At 53.8% G+C, this 17,119-nt stretch carries 17 protein-coding genes; 4 read left to right on the forward strand and 13 right to left on the reverse strand.

Annotated elements, in window-relative coordinates; translation table 11 throughout:
* Window positions 1-484 precede the first annotated feature (484 nt).
* Both CLV44_RS16525 and CLV44_RS16530 read left to right on the forward strand, forming a co-directional pair.
* On the forward strand, window positions 485-1,387 hold the full coding sequence (locus CLV44_RS16525; protein ID WP_106593230.1) for a porin: 903 nt from the start codon (window positions 485-487) through the stop codon (window positions 1,385-1,387).
* Between the two features lie 81 nt (window positions 1,388-1,468).
* Window positions 1,469-1,768 carry a hypothetical protein gene (locus CLV44_RS16530; RefSeq protein WP_106593231.1) on the forward strand — a complete coding sequence of 100 codons (300 nt, stop codon included), beginning with the start codon at window positions 1,469-1,471 and terminating at the stop codon, window positions 1,766-1,768.
* 66 nt (window positions 1,769-1,834) lie between these two features.
* Here CLV44_RS16530 and CLV44_RS16535 read toward each other — a convergent pair whose 3' ends face one another.
* The 6 genes from CLV44_RS16535 to CLV44_RS16560 all read right to left on the reverse strand — a co-directional run bounded on the left by CLV44_RS16535 (window position 1,835) and on the right by CLV44_RS16560 (window position 9,338).
* Entirely contained in the window at window positions 1,835-2,119 is a 285-nt protein-coding gene (locus tag CLV44_RS16535) for a type 2 periplasmic-binding domain-containing protein (protein WP_106593232.1), read from the reverse strand.
* A gap of 97 nt (window positions 2,120-2,216) precedes the next feature.
* Complete coding sequence (locus CLV44_RS16540; protein WP_106593233.1) at window positions 2,217-2,966, reverse strand: enoyl-CoA hydratase-related protein; 750 nt, start codon at window positions 2,964-2,966, stop codon at window positions 2,217-2,219.
* Between the two features lie 60 nt (window positions 2,967-3,026).
* Window positions 3,027-4,607, reverse strand: a complete 1,581-nt coding sequence (locus CLV44_RS16545; RefSeq protein ID WP_106593234.1) for a fatty acyl-CoA synthetase — start codon at window positions 4,605-4,607, stop codon at window positions 3,027-3,029.
* Window positions 4,608-4,641: 34 nt separating this feature from the next.
* A complete protein-coding gene (locus CLV44_RS16550; protein WP_170069376.1) occupies window positions 4,642-6,927 on the reverse strand; it encodes a 3-hydroxyacyl-CoA dehydrogenase/enoyl-CoA hydratase family protein in 2,286 nt (761 codons plus the stop codon).
* A 5-nt stretch (window positions 6,928-6,932) separates the two neighbouring features.
* Window positions 6,933-8,135 (reverse strand): beta-ketothiolase BktB, encoded by a 1,203-nt coding sequence (gene bktB, locus CLV44_RS16555; protein ID WP_106593236.1) that lies wholly within the window; start codon window positions 8,133-8,135, stop codon window positions 6,933-6,935.
* A 24-nt stretch (window positions 8,136-8,159) separates the two neighbouring features.
* A complete protein-coding gene (locus CLV44_RS16560) occupies window positions 8,160-9,338 on the reverse strand; it encodes an acyl-CoA dehydrogenase family protein (RefSeq protein ID WP_425436466.1) in 1,179 nt (392 codons plus the stop codon).
* Window positions 9,339-9,524: 186 nt separating this feature from the next.
* On the opposite strand from CLV44_RS16560, the gene CLV44_RS16565 reads away from it, so the two are divergent.
* Entirely contained in the window at window positions 9,525-10,577 is a 1,053-nt protein-coding gene (locus CLV44_RS16565; protein WP_106593237.1) for an AraC family transcriptional regulator, read from the forward strand.
* An 11-nt stretch (window positions 10,578-10,588) separates the two neighbouring features.
* On the opposite strand, the gene CLV44_RS16570 is transcribed toward CLV44_RS16565, so the two are convergent.
* The 5 genes from CLV44_RS16570 to CLV44_RS16590 all read right to left on the reverse strand — a co-directional run bounded on the left by CLV44_RS16570 (window position 10,589) and on the right by CLV44_RS16590 (window position 13,506).
* A complete protein-coding gene (locus CLV44_RS16570; protein WP_106593238.1) occupies window positions 10,589-11,005 on the reverse strand; it encodes a hypothetical protein in 417 nt (138 codons plus the stop codon).
* Window positions 11,006-11,075: 70 nt separating this feature from the next.
* Entirely contained in the window at window positions 11,076-11,153 is a 78-nt protein-coding gene (locus tag CLV44_RS16575; RefSeq protein ID WP_342748501.1) for an excalibur calcium-binding domain-containing protein, read from the reverse strand.
* Window positions 11,154-11,155: 2 nt separating this feature from the next.
* The gene (locus CLV44_RS16580; protein WP_106593239.1) at window positions 11,156-11,740 is read right to left on the reverse strand and encodes a hypothetical protein; all 585 of its coding nucleotides are present in this window, start codon (window positions 11,738-11,740) and stop codon (window positions 11,156-11,158) included.
* Window positions 11,741-11,953: 213 nt separating this feature from the next.
* Window positions 11,954-12,550 carry a peptide-methionine (S)-S-oxide reductase MsrA gene (msrA, locus tag CLV44_RS16585; RefSeq protein WP_245912723.1) on the reverse strand — a complete coding sequence of 199 codons (597 nt, stop codon included), beginning with the start codon at window positions 12,548-12,550 and terminating at the stop codon, window positions 11,954-11,956.
* A gap of 239 nt (window positions 12,551-12,789) precedes the next feature.
* Window positions 12,790-13,506 (reverse strand): YebC/PmpR family DNA-binding transcriptional regulator, encoded by a 717-nt coding sequence (locus CLV44_RS16590; protein WP_106593240.1) that lies wholly within the window; start codon window positions 13,504-13,506, stop codon window positions 12,790-12,792.
* Between the two features lie 400 nt (window positions 13,507-13,906).
* Here CLV44_RS16590 and CLV44_RS17265 point away from each other — a divergent pair, with 400 nt between their 5' ends.
* Complete coding sequence (locus CLV44_RS17265) at window positions 13,907-14,242, forward strand: hypothetical protein (RefSeq protein ID WP_146140027.1); 336 nt, start codon at window positions 13,907-13,909, stop codon at window positions 14,240-14,242.
* A 105-nt stretch (window positions 14,243-14,347) separates the two neighbouring features.
* Here the strand turns inward: CLV44_RS17265 and CLV44_RS16595 are convergent, their stop codons facing one another.
* Together CLV44_RS16595 and CLV44_RS16600 are read right to left on the reverse strand one after the other, a co-directional pair.
* Window positions 14,348-15,631 (reverse strand): GGDEF domain-containing response regulator, encoded by a 1,284-nt coding sequence (locus CLV44_RS16595; RefSeq protein ID WP_170069377.1) that lies wholly within the window; start codon window positions 15,629-15,631, stop codon window positions 14,348-14,350.
* A gap of 236 nt (window positions 15,632-15,867) precedes the next feature.
* Entirely contained in the window at window positions 15,868-17,076 is a 1,209-nt protein-coding gene (locus tag CLV44_RS16600) for an MFS transporter (RefSeq protein ID WP_106593242.1), read from the reverse strand.
* Window positions 17,077-17,119 lie beyond the last annotated feature (43 nt).

Below are 17,119 nucleotides of genomic sequence, written 5' to 3' on the forward strand. Positions count from 1 at the left end.
CTTCTGGAGAATAGCGGCTTTACGTTCTTCTGAGTAATGGGGCATGGTTGTTGTCCTCTGAAATGTTCAGGTGACAACTACGCTGACACATAGGGACAGCGCCTCCTGCCTCATTCCCCGACGCTAGACGCGTTATTTTTGCCAGTCAGCTGAAAAGCTGGCTGGTGTTTTTACAGATCGTGTCTGCTTGCATAATTGGCTTTTCGTGCCAGTTTTGAGCCTCTCCCATTCCTGCCAAGTGAAACTCGGCGAAATGGTAAGTACCTGCTTAATCGTAAGACCGCCTATCTGGTTAAAATATGGAGACTGACCCCTGCTATCCAATAAAAACTTCAGTGCAAAACATTCTTATAGAAACCATAAGAAACCCTAATATGGTTTTAAAACCATTTATTCCGTGTACACAATTCTTAATAATCAATCGCCCCCAGGGCTTTACGCCCAACTTATAACAATAAATATTTCCTGTATTGGAGCTTCCTCAATGAAATTGAAATCTGCCTGCCTGGCACTGTCGACACTGGCACTGACCCCTCTCTCGGCTCAGGCATCTGAATACGATTACAACTTTTACGGCAGCCTGAGGGTAATGGTAGAAGAGGCCAAGCATGACAACGGTGACAGTTTTAAAGACGCGGTAAGCCGCATAGGTGTAAACGGCTCGCATGACTTGGGCAACGGCATGCAGGCCTTCGCAAAATACGAGCTGAGCGTGGATGTCGCCGAAGGCGAACTGGGTTCCGATACCGGCAATGATGCACGTCAGGCCTATGTCGGCCTGTCCACTGATTACGGCAGCCTGACACTGGGCCGCTACTGGTCCAGCTTCTACAACGCCATAGGCTATGCACCTGACCAGCTGTGGGTCCACTCTGCACCGGTGTATTACACCCTGGATTGGGACTACCGCATCGGCAAATCAGTGATGTACACCACCCCTGACATGAATGGCGTACAGGTTTCTGCCTTGTATAGTGACGAACGTGAACAGGGGCAGCTGGCCACCACGTGGCAAGCCAGCAACAACCTGAAACTGGCTGCCGGTTACATCGATGACGCCGACAACAACGATTCCGTTGGCCTGGCCGCTTATTACACTGGCAGCGGCTATTACCTCAACGCCATGTTGATGGACAAGGACAACCAGGGCCGAGGTATTGACTTGATTGGCGGTATCTCGGCCGACAAGCACCTGTATACGGCAGGCGTGTCCAGCTTCGAAGACCGCTCCGGCAGCGATAACGACTTTGACGCCCTGATCCTTGCCTACCAGTACAACCTGCATCCGAAGGTTAAGCTCTGGGTTGAAGCCAAGGCCTGGGATGGTGTGCTCTATGGTGTAGAAGATTCCAACCTGATTGCGCTGGGGATGAATTACGACTTCTGATCCGGTATCTTGAATCCGCAAACTCCGTGCCTGCTTTTACCCCTTCAGCCGGTACGGGGTTTGTATATTCACTATACAAGGATGAACAACCGTGCGTTACCACGTAACCTGGAGCTTGCCTTCGCATACAGCACAATCAGCCCGCAAGATTTTGACCTGCACAATTGTGCCAGCGAAACCGTTCGTCCCCGCGGCTATGACCGCGCTGTAACCTATCAAACCTGTGATGTACGCCTGTTCATGAACGACAGCATGTACGAACTGAATGGCATGACGGTCCCCTATGGCCCAGTCGATCATCTGGAAGTACGCCATGCAGTGTTTGACCACTACCGGATGCGCTCAGTTACCGAAATTCCAAAAGCTGGCGTCAAGCTATGAACAGCAGACGCCACCTGCAATAGATGACATCACTCCTGCTTCTGCGCTTCATACTCGCGTGCGGTGCTACGCAGGTGATCCATCACAGCGAGGGCATCGCCCTTGAGGTCTGATACGCTGTCGTATCCAGGCTTGATCCATCCCTTGAGTCAAGCTCATAAAGTCCGGGTTGATGAAAACCGAGAACGAGCCCATATACATGCCACCGGGGATCGTGGTCAGATACTGCGTCACTTCAGACAGCCGCTGCGCCTTTTGCTGCCCTACCGGTAACAAAGCTCCATCCACAACACCTTGCTGCATCATTTCGTACAATTTGGTAGCGGGTGCAGCGACTGGTGCAACCTCCATGCGCTGAGCAATGTTTCACTGTAGGCTGCACCGGATACACTCAAGGTTGTAGCCATTGTCAGGCCAAGACCATATTTTTTGGCGTATTAATCATTTTTCAGTCCTTGTTTTTATTATTTAATCGACCTTTCAAATTTTCCGTACTCAAAAGTTCTATCAAGCAGCCAAGCTCCTCTCGCATACTGCCTTGCGTATCAGCATGGAACCTGCTTTTAATCAGACTTTTAGTGGAGATAACCGAAGCCGATACCATGTCGCCAATCTCCATTGCACTCGCTAATGCCAGCTTGAATGCGTGACCATCTTCGGTTATTTCATTAATAAAACCCGCTTTTTTAAAGCGTTCGGCACTAAACCGTCGTCCCAGAATGAGTAGTTCTGATGCAATTTTGTGCCCCGCCGTTTGCGGAATGACGAAGGTTGCTGCGAATTCAGGGCAGAGCCCGAGGCTGGTAAATGGCATTTGAAAGAAGCTGTTCTTGCCTGCATACACAAGATCACAGTGCAGCAACAGAGTCGCACCGATACCCACGGCAAAACCTTCTACGGCAGCAACAACCGGTTTTCTGAACTGGCTAAGTCCAAGCATGAATTCAAAAACCGGGTGGCTTTCATCCTCTATCGGATTATTCGAAAAGTCATCAATATCATGGCCGCTACAAAAGAATTGATTGCCGCCGGTAATAATCACAGAGCGTATGGATTCATCTTTATCGGCAAAATCTAGGCCCGCCGATAAGCCTCTATACAGATCAACATTCAGGGCGTTTTTTCTTTGGGGATTGACGATTCTGACAACCAGCACAGAGCCGACAACCTCCCGTTTAACACAGGACTCAGGGCGCATGGCAGTATCCTTTCGGGTAATATCCCGGAGCCTATACAGCTCCGGGCACAATGAAACCGCTTACAGTTCTTCCGAGAACTGCTGACGCAGCGCACGCTTGAGCAGCTTGCCTGAGGTGTTTTTAGGCAACTGCTGCACAAAGTGGACGTGTTTGGGAACCTTGAATGCTGCCAGATTTGCCCTGGCATGCTGGATCAGACTTTCCACATCCTGATCCGCCTCGGTACGCAAAACGACCACAGCGGCAATCGCCTCGATCCATTTGTCATCAGGCACACCAATCACCGCGACTTCATCCACATCCGGGTGGGTATAAAGCGCCTCTTCGACATCACGACTGGCCACCAGAACACCGCCGGTGTTCACAATGTCCTTGATGCGATCAACAATCCAGATATAACCCTGCTCATCGCGATATCCCAGATCACCTGAGTGGAACCAACCATCACTGAATGCCTCAAGGGTTTGTTCCGGCTTGTCCCAATATCCCACCATCAATTGGGGGGAGCGGTGCAACAGCTCCCCTTGCTCGCCAGGCTCACACTCATTGCCGGTTGCCGGATTGATGATCCGTGTTTCCACATTGATTACCGGACGTCCACAGGATGATGGTCGATCCTTATGCTCCTCAGGTGACAGCACGGTTGCCAGCGGCGCTATCTCGCTTTGACCGTAGCAGTTATAAAGACCCGACAACGGCAGACGTTGAGCCAACTCTTTGACGATGGGCTCCGGCATAATGGAGGCACCGTAGTAAAGTTTCTGCAAATGCTGAAGCTCATGTTCGATAAACTCCGTATGGCGCAGCAAGGCGATCCAGACCGTCGGCGGTGCGAAGAAACTGTTCAGCTGCTTCTCTTTCAACATCTTCAGGATCACTTCGGGCGTCGGTGTATCCAACAGGCAGGTATACGCTCCCGACAGCAGGCCAGGCATGGTAAACACATGCATCTGAGCCGAGTGGTACAGCGGCAATGCGGCCAGACAACGATCCGAACCTTTAATATCCAGATGTAATAGGCAACTGCTGTATTCCGCCATCAGAGAACGGTGCGTATGCATCGCGCCCTTGGGGTCAGAGGTGGTACCGGATGTATAGAGGATCTGCACAACATCGTTCTCATCCAGCATCAAATCAGGTGTCTGGTCACAACTCGAGCCGGTTGCGATCGCCAGAATATCAGCTCGGCCCTCAACCCCTTTCGTGCTGTGCAGGCTACCCTGAATGCTCAGTTCCAACTGGTCGCAGACCGCATCGACATGGGTTTTGAGACTATCGTCAGCAAAGAGTGCGCGCGCACCAGATTGCGTCAGCACATACACCAGTTCACGTTCAGTTAGCGAAAAGTTGACCGGTACATGAATAAGGCCCGCACGGGTACAGGCCAACCACAGAATCAGATAGGCATCGGAGTTTTTGCCATAAGAGGCGACCCGATCTCCTTTCTCAAGCCCCTGTGCCAACAGCTGGTTGGCAACGCGGTTAACGGCGCGATTAAGCGCCTGATAGCACCAGCTTCGCCCGTTGTATTCCAATGCAATTTGCTGCGGACACCGCATTGATATGCGGTTCAAAGCATCACCAATGGTATTGCGGTTCGCCTGATTGACCAGTGTCTTGATATCAGTTGCCAGATTCATAACACACCTCGAGTTATTATTGTTGTACCGGTATTCAGTTGCGCAGCGGTTTCCCCGTATCCAGGAATGCCTGCATGCGCTGCAGTGACGCGGGATACTGCAACAGTTCCAAATTGCACCTCCGCTCCAGATCACCAAAACGATCAAACCAGCCCGGCTGCGCCGCCTGATTCAGAAGCTGCAGCAAACGCTGCTCCAGCGTGTACTGATAGCTGTCCACCTCTGCGGTAATTTCCGGACCGGTCTCGGCGAGTGGCGGTAACCGGCTGAAGTCCGTGTCATCAGATAGATCTCGCAACTGGCGGATCTGCGTAATAGCATCCGACAGTAAACGGTCCCGGTTCATACTGATGCCATCTGTTTCTCGCAGCAGACCCCACTGCATCGCTTCATGCGCAGAACTACACACCTGAGCACCACTGATCAGCCCAAATGTCTGCTCAATAGCCACTTCAGGCCCCATTCGCTCGCACGTACGCGCCAGCAATTCACGACAGCCACCCCAGCCCGGCACAATACCGACACTGTTTTCAACCAAACCCAGCTGAACTTCGGCGTGCGCCTGTATACGGTGACAGTGGAACATCAGCTCCAGACCACCACCCAGTGCCTTGCCTGCAACAGCTGCCACAACCGGCACCGGAGCCTGACGGATCGCGGCGAATAGTCGCTGGCCACGCCTGATATAACGATCAATCGCGCCCTCTTGTTCCGCCATCATCCTAAACTCTTTAAGGTCAGCGCCCGCTGCAAAAATACCGGTGTCACTGTAAAACACCAGTGCCTTGTCAGCTGTAATCGCTTCAGCCAAAGCAGTCTCGAGTTCATCCAGCAACTCGTTGCTCAATGCATTGACCTTGCAGTTGAACTCCAGACACCAGGTATCCTGATCCAGCGCACGTAGCACACTACTGCTGAAAGCATGAACGGCTGGCTGGGCGACGACACGCTGCCAGTCGATAATGCCGTCAGCCGTTGTGCCGGGCTGGTAACGCCCTTGATGATCCAATTGCTCGCCGTCCCGATAACATGGCTGCCCCGCCGCATGCTGCATGAAAGAGGAAAGGTCACCTTTTTCTGCCTGCATGCGAGCGGTAAACGCCGCCATGCCAATACGATCCAGCAGCTCGAAGGGGCCAAAGCGCCAGTTGTAGCCGAGTCGCATCGCTGCATCCACTGCGTCAAGGTCGCCCGCTACATCGGGCACCAGGCGGGTGGCATAATCGAGCACTCGGGATAACACGCGCCAGGCGTAGAGTCCGCCGTTGTCTTCGCAGGCAATCAGCTCCTGCAACTGTCCTGATCGCAAGCCTGCCGACTCTAGGGTTGAAGACTGTGGCGCACGATGACCGAGCGTGGCTAGATCCAGCACTTCGTGCCGTTTACGTCCTTCGGCATCAACGCTCTGCCGATAGAACCCCTGCAGCACTCGCCCCTTGCGACCGTGCCAGCCGTTTTCAAGCATCTGTTCAATCACCGGTATCGGTCCTGCGTACTGCTGAAAACGGTCAGCAGCAGGCAACAAGCGGCTCAGACTGGCTATCACTTCGGGCATCAGGTCGATCCCGACCAGATCCCATAACCCGAAAACGCCGGTCTTGGGGAAGCCACACACCTGCATTACGGCATCGGCATCCTCAACGCTCAGTCCCATGGCGATCGCTTCCTGCAGAGCAACCTGCATCCAGTAAACACCCAGCCGGTTGGCAATGAAGCCAGGGCGATCATTACAGCGAATCACGGTTTTGCCCATGGCCTGGTCGATAAATGCCTGTACTCGCTCGACGACCTCAGGACAAGTATCCTCAGACGTGACCAGCTCCAGCAAACGCATGTAGCGTGGAGGATTGAAGAAATGAGTCACGACAAAGTGTTCGCGCAGACTCGGTGGCATCCCCTCCATCAGAGTTGCCAGCGGAATCGTTGAGGTGTTGGAGGACACAATCGTGTCAGGCGCACGAACCGCTTCGATACGACGATACAGTGCCTGTTTGATGTCCAGCCGCTCCACCACAACCTCAATGATCCAGTCAGCATCCTGTAACTGTTCAAGATGGTCGTCGGTATTACCCACCTGAATGCGCTGTGCAACGCTGACATCCATCAGCGCACCGGTAGCACCTGACTTGATCATGCGTTCCAGCGCTCGTTGAGCGATGACGTTACGCTCTTCCGGTGCTGCATCAGATGCCACCCCGGCGGGTGGAATATCCAGCAGCAAGACACTTGCGCCGCCATTGGCAGCCTGAGCTGCAATACCGGCCCCCATCACACCGGCACCGATCACAGCGACCTTACGAACGGGCTTCACTGACTTCATTCGATTCATCCCTCCATCCGCTCCAGAATCAGGGCGATTCCCTGGCCCCCACCAATGCACATGGTGATCAAGGCCCGGCGCTTGCCCAGTCGTTCCAGTTCATACAGTGCCTTCAGGGTGATAATTGAACCGGTCGCACCCACAGGATGGCCATGCGCAATGGCACCGCCATTCACATTTACTCGTTCCGGATCGAACTCCAGGCTTTGGGCAACTGCCATCGACTGCGCGGCAAAGGCTTCGTTGGATTCAATAATGTCGATATCGGCCATGCTCAAGCCCGCATTTTTCAGCGCTTTCTGTACCGCCGGGATGGGGCCAAGGCCCATCAGGTGCGGTTCAACCCCGGCAAAGGCGTAGCTGACAAACCGTGCCTTGGGTGTCAGTCCTTGAGCCTTCGCTTCAGCAACTGATGTCATCACCAGCGCCGCTGCACCATCGTTGATACCCGAAGCGTTGCCCGCCGTGACCAGACCATCCTGCTTAAAGGCTGCACGCAGCTTTTGCAGACTTTCAAAGGTTACATCGGCACGTACATGTTCATCGGTCGCAAATGAAACCACCTCACGCCCTTTTTTTACCGGCACAGGGACAATCTGGTCGGTAAAACGGCCTGCATCAATGGCGGCTGAGGCCTTGCGGTGACTGTCGCAGGCATACTGGTCGAGCTGTTCACGCGTCAGGCCATACTGGGCGGCGATGTTTTCGGCGGTGATGCCCATATGCCCGCTATCGAACGGATCGCTGAGAATACCGATGGTCATATCCAGCGCCTTGGCATCCCCCATGCGCTGACCGAAACGCAATTTTGGCATCAGGTAGGCACCCTGACTCATGCTCTCTGCACCGCCTGCAAGTGCGATACGACTGGCACCGGACTGAATCATCTGGGCGGCGGAGATCAGTGACTGTACTGACGAGCCGCACAAACGGTTAACATTCAGTGCGGCAGAGCTGTCGGGCAGACCACAGTTGCGTGCAATATGGCGTGACAGATACACATCTTGCGGACATGTCGTGATGATATGGCCAAACACCGAGTGGTCGATCTGTGCGGCATCAATACCGGCACGTGCAATAGCGGCCTGACCGGCAAACGTGCCCAGTTCAGCCGGGCTGTAAGCCGACAGGCTACCGCCGAAATCCCCAATGGCCGTACGTGCGCCAGCAACGATAACAACATCCTGAAGCCTGAGTGTTTCGTTCATTGTGCTATTCCTCTTATTGTTCGTTCAGGCCACACGACCCAGCATGTCACGGGCGATCACCTCTTTCATGATCTCGGAGGTGCCGGCATAGATGGTTTGGATACGAGCATCCACATAAAAACGGGAGATGGGATATTCCAGGGTGTAACCGTAACCGCCAAACAACTGCAGACAGCGGTCGATAGAGCGGCATTGCATCTCGCTCAGCATCAATTTCAGTGTTGCAGCGTCCATTACACTCATCTGATCAGCGCGATAGCGTTGCAAGCATTGATTGAAATAGGCTCGACCCATCTCCAGCTCGGCCCGTACCTGCGCCAGCGAGAAGCGGGTGTTCTGGAAGTCGGCGATGCGCTGACCGAAGGCGCGGCGCTCCTGCACATATTCCAGCGTGAGCTCCAGCGCCCCCTCAATGGCACCCAATGCCTGTGCGCCCACGCCCAGACGCTCGCGTGGCAATTCCTGCATCAGATAGGCAAAGCCCTTACCCGCTTCGCCCAGCAGGGCGTCATCCGGCACGATAAGGTCATCAAAGAACAGCTCAGCCGTATCACTGGCATGCTGACCGATCTTGCGAATCGACTTGCCGCGGGCAAAGCCCGGTAGCGTCGTATCAACAAGGAACAGTGACACACCATGCGCCCCGGCACGGGGATCGGTCTTGGCGCATACAATTACCATTTCGGCCAACTGACCGTTGGTGATAAACACCTTTGCGCCATTGAGCTTCCAGCCGCCATCCACCTTGTCAGCGGTGGTACGCATGGCCGCCAGATCGCTGCCTGCACCTGGCTCGGTCATGGCGATGGCACCCAATACCTCACCGCTGGCCATTCGTGGCAACCACTGTTTCTGCTGGGCATTCGTGCCCAAGTGAAGTACATACGGCATTACGATATTGGCGTGGATGTTGTAGCCACTGGCCAAACCGCCAAACCCCTGACGCGAGATCTCTTCACAGATCATCAAACAGATTTCAACGCCTGCAGCCGAGCCGCCCAATGACTCCGGCAGGTCAACCCCCAAGAGACCGGCCGCACCCAATCGATGCCAAAGCTCACGCGGTAGCTGATGCGCCTCTTCCCAGGCTTCATAATCCGGTGCGACTTCCTGCTGCAAAATACGTCGCACCATCTCCTGAAACAGCGCACGATCTTCATCAGCCGCCATGCCATCAGCCGTAACCTGTACCTGTATGCTCATACTGTGCCCTTTATCATTATTTTTACTTCGGGATCACCGGCCGGTTAACCATTAAGGCCATTAAAGAGCTTTATAAATTGGCTTTAAATGATATATCCGGTCTTTTTAATTGATCATATAGGCCACACAGCCAAGAGGGCATGGACACGGCTTGGCAAGGAGCCTGCGCTTCTGCACAATACGAACATGTCTGAATACGACCTACCCCGGCCTTCACCCAAGGCGCACATTGCCAATCATTACATCAACGCTTGTATCAGCGGAGCGCTGCGCCAGGGCGCGCAACGCAATACCCTGTTGCACGAAGCGGGCATACCCGCTGCCTGGAGTGATTGCCCTGACAAGCGTCTGACCGAACACCAGCTCAGTGAACTGATCAGAGCCGTGTGGCGCTTCACGCGCAGCGAGTTCATGGGATTATCGCCGCAAATTTGCAAGCGTGGTGTCTTCGCACTGATGGCAGAATTGGCTTGCGGGGCCAAGACATTGGGAGGAATGCTGCGCCAAAGCGCACGTTTCTTTACAGCGGTTTCGGACGACGTTGATATCGGTCTTGAGCTGGAGCATTCGGAACACCTTTCGCTGGCGTTCTATCGCCTGCACCTGAACCATAGCGGCGAAGACCCGGACCACCTGCTGCAAGAGTTCATGTTGCTGATGTGGCAACGCTTTGCCAGCTGGCTGGTGGGGCAACAGATCCCTGTCGCAAGCACCTGTTTTTCCTACCCGTCACCGCATCATGCGCGCGAGTATCGCGCCATGTTTCTGGGGGATCTTATCTACGCGCAGTCCCGTTGCGGATTCTGCCTGCACCCCCGTTTTTTACAACTGCCTATCATCCGTAACGAGTCCGAACTTGATGCTTTCTTACAAGATTGCCCTGCCGTCATCCTGCGCCGCCCCGTACATGACAGCAGCCTGCAAACACGCGTCAAAGTCTTGCTGCAACGCCATGATCTGGACAACATGCCAGGCCTGGATGAAATCAGCCAACACTTGCTGATTACCCCCCGCACCTTGCGTCGTCATTTACAGGATGAAGGTACCTCCATCCGGATGATTAAGGAGTCATTGCGTCAGGAATTCGCGTTGAAACTGCTCAACAACGAACATCTAAGCATTCATGAGGTGGCCGAACAAACCGGCTTTACCGAGCCTGCCGCTTTCTGTCGAGCGTTCAAGCGATGGACGGGCCGATCTCCGGCCAAGTGGCGGCATCAAATGCGTACGGAGCTCTGACCGCAGGCTGCCTACTTTCTTCCGTTTTTCCCAAGTAAAAGCATTCTTCTGAGCCGGGCCGCCACACAGGGTGAAACCGCCGTAACCAATAAGATGATCGGCCAGAGATTACCGTCTTTAAAGATGTAGGCCTCCAGAATGACAGACAAGGACTTACCCTGTGCCCAACCAAATGTGAACTCAAACAACAGCGTTAACAGTAACCAGAACAAGCCGATGCCTGCCAGCTGCGAACGACGCTGAGCCCCAAGCCAAGGCAGTGCAACAAAGGCAACAACCAGAATCATCACCGATAGCAACACACCGCTCAAAAGCAGACCTGAGGTAAAGCCAAACACCGGCGTGAACACAGACTCCCGTAGCACACCGTTGGCGATGGCCAGTACAAGAATGATCAGCCAGATGGACAGGGCTTTAATTGCGATCATGATGGGCACCTCGGGTGGGCATCAGGCACCTACAGAGAGTGCATGATTGCCAACATTATCGTTTTAATTATCAGAACCGAGAGTCATTTTCACACGGGATACCATCCCTATCCCCGTCCATTTTAGTATTTGGACAGTTTTGGATAATAACTACTGGCCGGCACGATTACCCTTCAGTTTGATCGGTCGAATATGCGTAATGCGGTAAGGCTTGCCAAGCTTTTGCAGCCCTACATGGATCTTGTTGGTATTGATCATGGCCCGGCTGGGTGGATAGAAGCGGCTTCCATCCATCAGGATGATCACATTGGTGTACAGACAGTCGTAGAATGGGCCCGGCGCCCATGTCCGCTCCGTACCAATACATTCGATGCGAGACAGCGGCAGGAAGAAAGATGCTTCCAGCGCCTCATCCGGCGAACGCCAATCCAGACCAGAACGGTCCAGAGTAACTGTCCAGCACCCCGTAGCTTCAAGCGTGCCCAAGGTAGTCCTCAGGGCGGACAAGCAAATCAGGCCCCAGAGCATGACAAACAGAATGATCATCTCCATGGGGATTTCCAGCGCGACCAGCATCCAGCCCAGCAACAGCCCCATGGCAACCATAAAAAAAAAGCCGATCAGATTACTGCGCCCGAGTGTCCTGGTATCGCAGGTCATAACCAGTGGAAACTCAATCAGCGCCAACTCCTTTTGTGTCGCTGGACACTTGGAGAATGCAAAAGGGGTATCCATTAGTTTCTTGAAGAATGACATTACACACCAATTAAAGTCCGTTTTCATGGGGAACTTCCACACGCCGGTTGAAGCCGACGATAACCAGCGGAGGTCTTGCAGTCCCTACACACTGGCCGGAGACAAGACTGCCTCAGCCAATGTATTCATTCAATCCCATTTTGCAGCAAAAGGCTCATCCGGGTGCATGACACCACTACAGCGTCAGACACATCAATCGGTCTCAGGCTTGCCCCAAACCTCCTCCAGCCGACTGGCGCGACGGCACGCGGTTTTGTAGAACCTGTAGCGCCAGGGATTTTTCAAGTAATAGTCCTGGTGATATTCCTCTACCGGGTAGAAGACCGAAGCGGCAAGGATTGGGGTGACGACCCTCTGATCAGGGCGTTGATCAGCAAACTGTCTGATCACTTGCTCCTTGGACAGGCGGGCCAGCCGGCGCTGTTCATCGTCAGCGACGAAGATCGCGCTGAGATAACTGTGCCCTTTATCACAGAATTGGCCCTTGTCATCGAACGGGTCGATATTGCGCCAGTACACGTTCAGCAATTGTTGATAGGCTATTACTTGCGGGTCATAGATCACCTGCACCGCTTCATAGTGGCCTTCGTGGTTGCCGTTATACGTGGGATTTTTCAGGGTGCCGCCGGTAAAACCGGAGATCACCTCGCTGACGCCGTCCTGTTCCTGGAAGGCCTGTTCCATGCACCAGAAGCAACCGCCAGCAAAAATGGCCTGATCGGCACGGCTACTGGTTGGGGTGAAAGCAGTGAGCGTGGCAATGCACATCAAAGCGAGAAATTTCATCATGAGCGTTTCTCCAGACTATGGGACTTGATCGTCTGTTGCTTTTATTTGGATTGCAGGGCACCGGGATTGGTTCAGTATCCGCATGTCTTGGCGCTATTTCAGGATGGAGGGAGCACACAACGGGCAGGCCAGAGGATGACCGATCTCCCTACCGGTTCATGAACAAAAAAGGAGGTGTCACGGCACCTCCTCTTGCGATCCCTATATATGGGACGGTGTTCGGCGTGTAGTCAGCCCCGTCAGAACTCGACGTTGTGGTACACCTGCTGTACATCGTCCAGATCGTTCAGCATCGTCATAAACTTCTCGAACAGTGCTACATCATCGCCACTGAGGGTGGTGTAGCTCTGCGGGATGAACTGGATCTCATCGACATCGAAGTCGATATCACCGAAGCATTCGATCAGGGCAGTTTTGGCCTTGAAGTATTCGGTGTTGGGGGCAAAAACGGAAATTTTGCCGTCTTCGTTTTCGATATCAGTGACGTCAACATCCGCTTCCATCAGCGCTTCAAGCACGGCTTCTTCATCATCGCCGGCAAAGACGAAGATGGCGCAGTGATCAAACATGTGGCTGACGCTGCCCTGAGTACCGATCTTGCTCTTGGTCTTGGTGAACGCCTGGCGTACGTCGCCGAAAGTGCGGTTGGGGTTATCGGTCAGACATTCGATGATCGCCATGCTGCTGCCGGGGCCATAACCTTCGTAACGCGCCGGAGAGTAGTCTTCGCCGCCACCACCCTTGGCCTTGTCGAGTGCCTTGTCGATTACGTGCCCTGGAACCTGCTCCTTTTTCGCGCGATCCATCAGGCCCCGCAGTGCCAGGTTGCCATCTGGATCGATCCCGCCAGACTTCGCCGTGACGTAGATTTCGCGCCCGTAACGGCTATAGAGCTTGGCTTTCATGTCCGAGGTCTTGGCCATTGACTCTTTGCGGTTCTGATACGCTCTGCCCATACGGTGATTACTCCGATAGTGATCTTAAAGCGGCAATTTTACTGCGATCCGTCCGGCCTGAATACCACGCATTTCAACCGCTTTACGACTGCCCTGTAGGAAGTTATGCCCCATGAAGAAGGCACCACAATGACCTGTGTACACCACTCTTTTGACAGGAGCCGGTGATCGTATGATACCTCTGTCGGCCAATGTCACCTGGAGATCGACAAAAACTAACATTTACTTACAAATACGTAATGCACCGGCAATCAATCTGACGGGGTACCTGCGGCATAGTAGGCAGCGTTCGCAAACATAACCCAAAACATAGATTCTAAATAAATTAAAGAATGTGGCCTCATAATAAAAGCTATAGCCATCCATCACCATTAAACTGATTTAATCGAGGCTTTTATACATGTTCAAAAATATTTCAAAGACAATTGTACGTACAGCACTGGTGGCTTCCTTTGGCATTCTGTCTATAACAGCGGCACAAGCTGCCGAAGTATCACCGGAAGTTGGTCATATCAGTTCGAGCTGGTGGCAGGATTCGTCTGCACCACACACCACAGGAAGTGCTCCCTTTACTGTGGACACTCAGAACTTAGAGATTGGTCACATCGGCTGGGACTGGTGGAGTCATAACGTTCACGCCGATGGCAACAGCCAAGCATCGTTGTCATCTTCTGAGCTGACTGCAGAAACGGGCCATGTATCTTGGCAGTGGTGGAACAAAAAGACTGCCATCTGACACACTCTTAAAAAGCCTTCTCCATGAAGGCTTTTTCACGTTTATATACAACGTGACTGCTTAAACACTTCTGAAAAAAGGGGCTGTCCCTCTTTTCTTTTACCGTTATAGCAAGAATTCAGAACGTAAACAGTCAAGAGCCTCGCTTTTCATGACTTGGTTACGCCCCTGCTCCTTGGCCGCGTACAACAACGTATCAGCCTGCTTCAGCAGCTCATCCACGCTGCCACCCGATGACATCTCGGCAATCCCGGCACTGAACGTAAAACTCAGGCTGCCAGCGGGCGTATCGACGCCACTGGCTTCAGTCTGCTCGCGTGCGGCATCCAGAAGCCTGGCAGCGCGATCCACCGGCAGCCCTGAGAACAAAATGCAGAACTCCTCGCCACCCATGCGCGCCACCACAAAACGCGAAAACGCTTGGCGCAAGGATCGAGCAAAGGCAATCAATACCAGGTCACCCGCATCATGACCATGGTTATCATTGATACGCTTGAAATGATCGATATCCAAAATAGCCAAGCTCAGTGCTGATTCAGTGGAATCGATCATGGCGACCTGTTTACGCGCCTGTTCCATGAAGTAACGGCGGTTATGAAGATCAGTCAGTGGATCTGTATAGGCCAATCGATGCAGCTCTCGGGTGCGCTCCATCGATTCAACCGCATGCATGATGCGGCAAAAAAATTCCTCATGGGAAAACGGCTTGTAGAGAAAATCATCCGCCCCATTCTTGATGAACTTGCCGGAAAGATACTTATCATCAGCGGACGACAGGCCGATAATCACCAGATCGACTTTTTCATGCTTGTTCCGCAACGCGTGAATCAACTGGAAGCCATCCATCACGGGCATGTTGTAGTCCGTCAACAGAATATCAATACTGTCATCGGCCAGCACCGCATCCAGTGCCTTTTTGCCGTTTTCAGCTTCGGCGATCTGAAACTGATGACGGCGCAGCAAGTCCGAAACAAACCAGCGAGTAACGGCAGAATCCTCAGCCACCAATACCTTGATATCCCGATTGCGATGCAGCCGGTTCACGAGGTTCACGGCATACTGGTAACTGTACAGTCCTTCTTTCTGTACATAATCGACGATGCCCTGCCGCAACAGAGCATCGCGACGCTCATCCCCCATTCCACCAGTGAGGACGATGGTTGGGATCTGCTGTTCAAGCATGTAATCGACCATCTCGCCATCAGGCGCATCCGGCAGATTAAGATCGACGATACTTGCAAACCAATCATCGCGCTTTGCCAACGCCAGTCGTGCCTCTTCGGCACTCATCGCAAAGACAACGTCAAACGTGGTCAGCGTCTTGCGGGCGATGTAATGAAGTACTTTGATAACAACCTGAGAATCTTCAACGATCAGTACAGCAGACACGGACAAGCTCCAGCGCGTAATAACAGACTTTAGTCTACCACGCATGACCTCAATGCTGGTGCTTGCAGCTGGTGATGAAAGCGCCTCAGGCGATTACGTTTGCGGTTGCCGCTTTTGAAGTTCAACTACACAAAACCGGCAGACACAGGCCTTGCGCCTTAACGCATCGGGAATCTGAATGGACAGACCCTCACACCAGCAAGATTGGTTCCGTGACATAAACTGGCGGTTATTACTTAATTGACTCCAGCTTCTATTGGTTTCACTTCTGTATGACTGCTCTTACGCTGTTCCTGCAACAGTACGATCAGGGTAGTAGTCCCCATAAACGCGGCAGTGGCCCAGAACAGAGTGGTATACCAGCCCTGGTCCAGCATGAAGCCAAACAATATCGGCCCGATCACGCCACCGAGATTGAAACCGGTCGAGACGATGCCGAAAGTACGTCCCTCCGCCCCAGCCGGAGACGCTGCACGTACCAGCATGTCTCGTGACGGGGCAACCATCCCGGCCAGAAAGCCGGTTGCGCCCAGCACCAGCGCCAGCATCATCGGCGACAGCGGTACTGTCGCCACCAGTATCGCCAGGCAGGCAGCCAAGGCGAAGGCGATTCCCGCCAGAGCACCATGACGTTCGGTCCGGTCGGCCAGTACACCTCCAGCCAGCACGCCAAAGGCGGTCGCGAACAAAAACACCGTCAGCGCCCGATTGGCGTCCGGCAAGGACACGGCAAACCCTCCCACCAGCGCCGATACCGAAAACTGCTCGATCGAGCCTGTGCTCAGATTCAACATCATGAACAGCAGGATCAAGATCGCCAGAGACGCCACTGGCGTGGCCAGCGGGCGCTGGTCGCCGCGGGGCGCGTCAGCGTTCCCCTGGTCCGGCAGCGCCTGCCCCACTCCCGGCATTACCAGCGCAAAGACCAGCAAGCCCGCAATGGCGGCAACCGCAAATGCCCAACGCGGCTCCAGCATCAACGCCACCCCAATCATCACTGGTGGCGCCAGCGCACCGCCCAAAAAGCCCGAGAAGGTATGCACCGAGAACGCCCTCCCCATCCGTTCCGGTGCCACCCCCCGAGACAGCAGCGAATAGTCCGCCGGGTGATACACGCCATTGGCCAGGCCAGCCAGTGCCATGATCACCAGCAGGCAGGTGTAGGTCGGCATCGCTGCCAACAGCCCGAAACTGAGGGATCCCAGCAACAATGCGGCCAGCAGCATCCGCTGTGCGCCTACCCGGTCAACCATAAAGCCGAGGGGGATCTGCACCATCGCCGTCACGATATTGAACACACCGATCGCAATCCCCAGCTCAACAAAGCCGACCTGCATCACACCCGGCAACAGTGGCAACAACGCGGGCAGCGTCATGATATGCAGATGGCTGATCAAATGGGCCGCCGATACCTGCGCCAGCAGACCATTCCGGGTCACTTTCACCTTTACTCTCCTTACCGTTTCCTGCGGGGCCTAGACACTTTCG

The organism is Marinobacterium halophilum (genome assembly GCF_003014615.1).
GTDB classification, from domain to species: Bacteria; Pseudomonadota; Gammaproteobacteria; order Pseudomonadales; family Balneatricaceae; genus Marinobacterium; species Marinobacterium halophilum.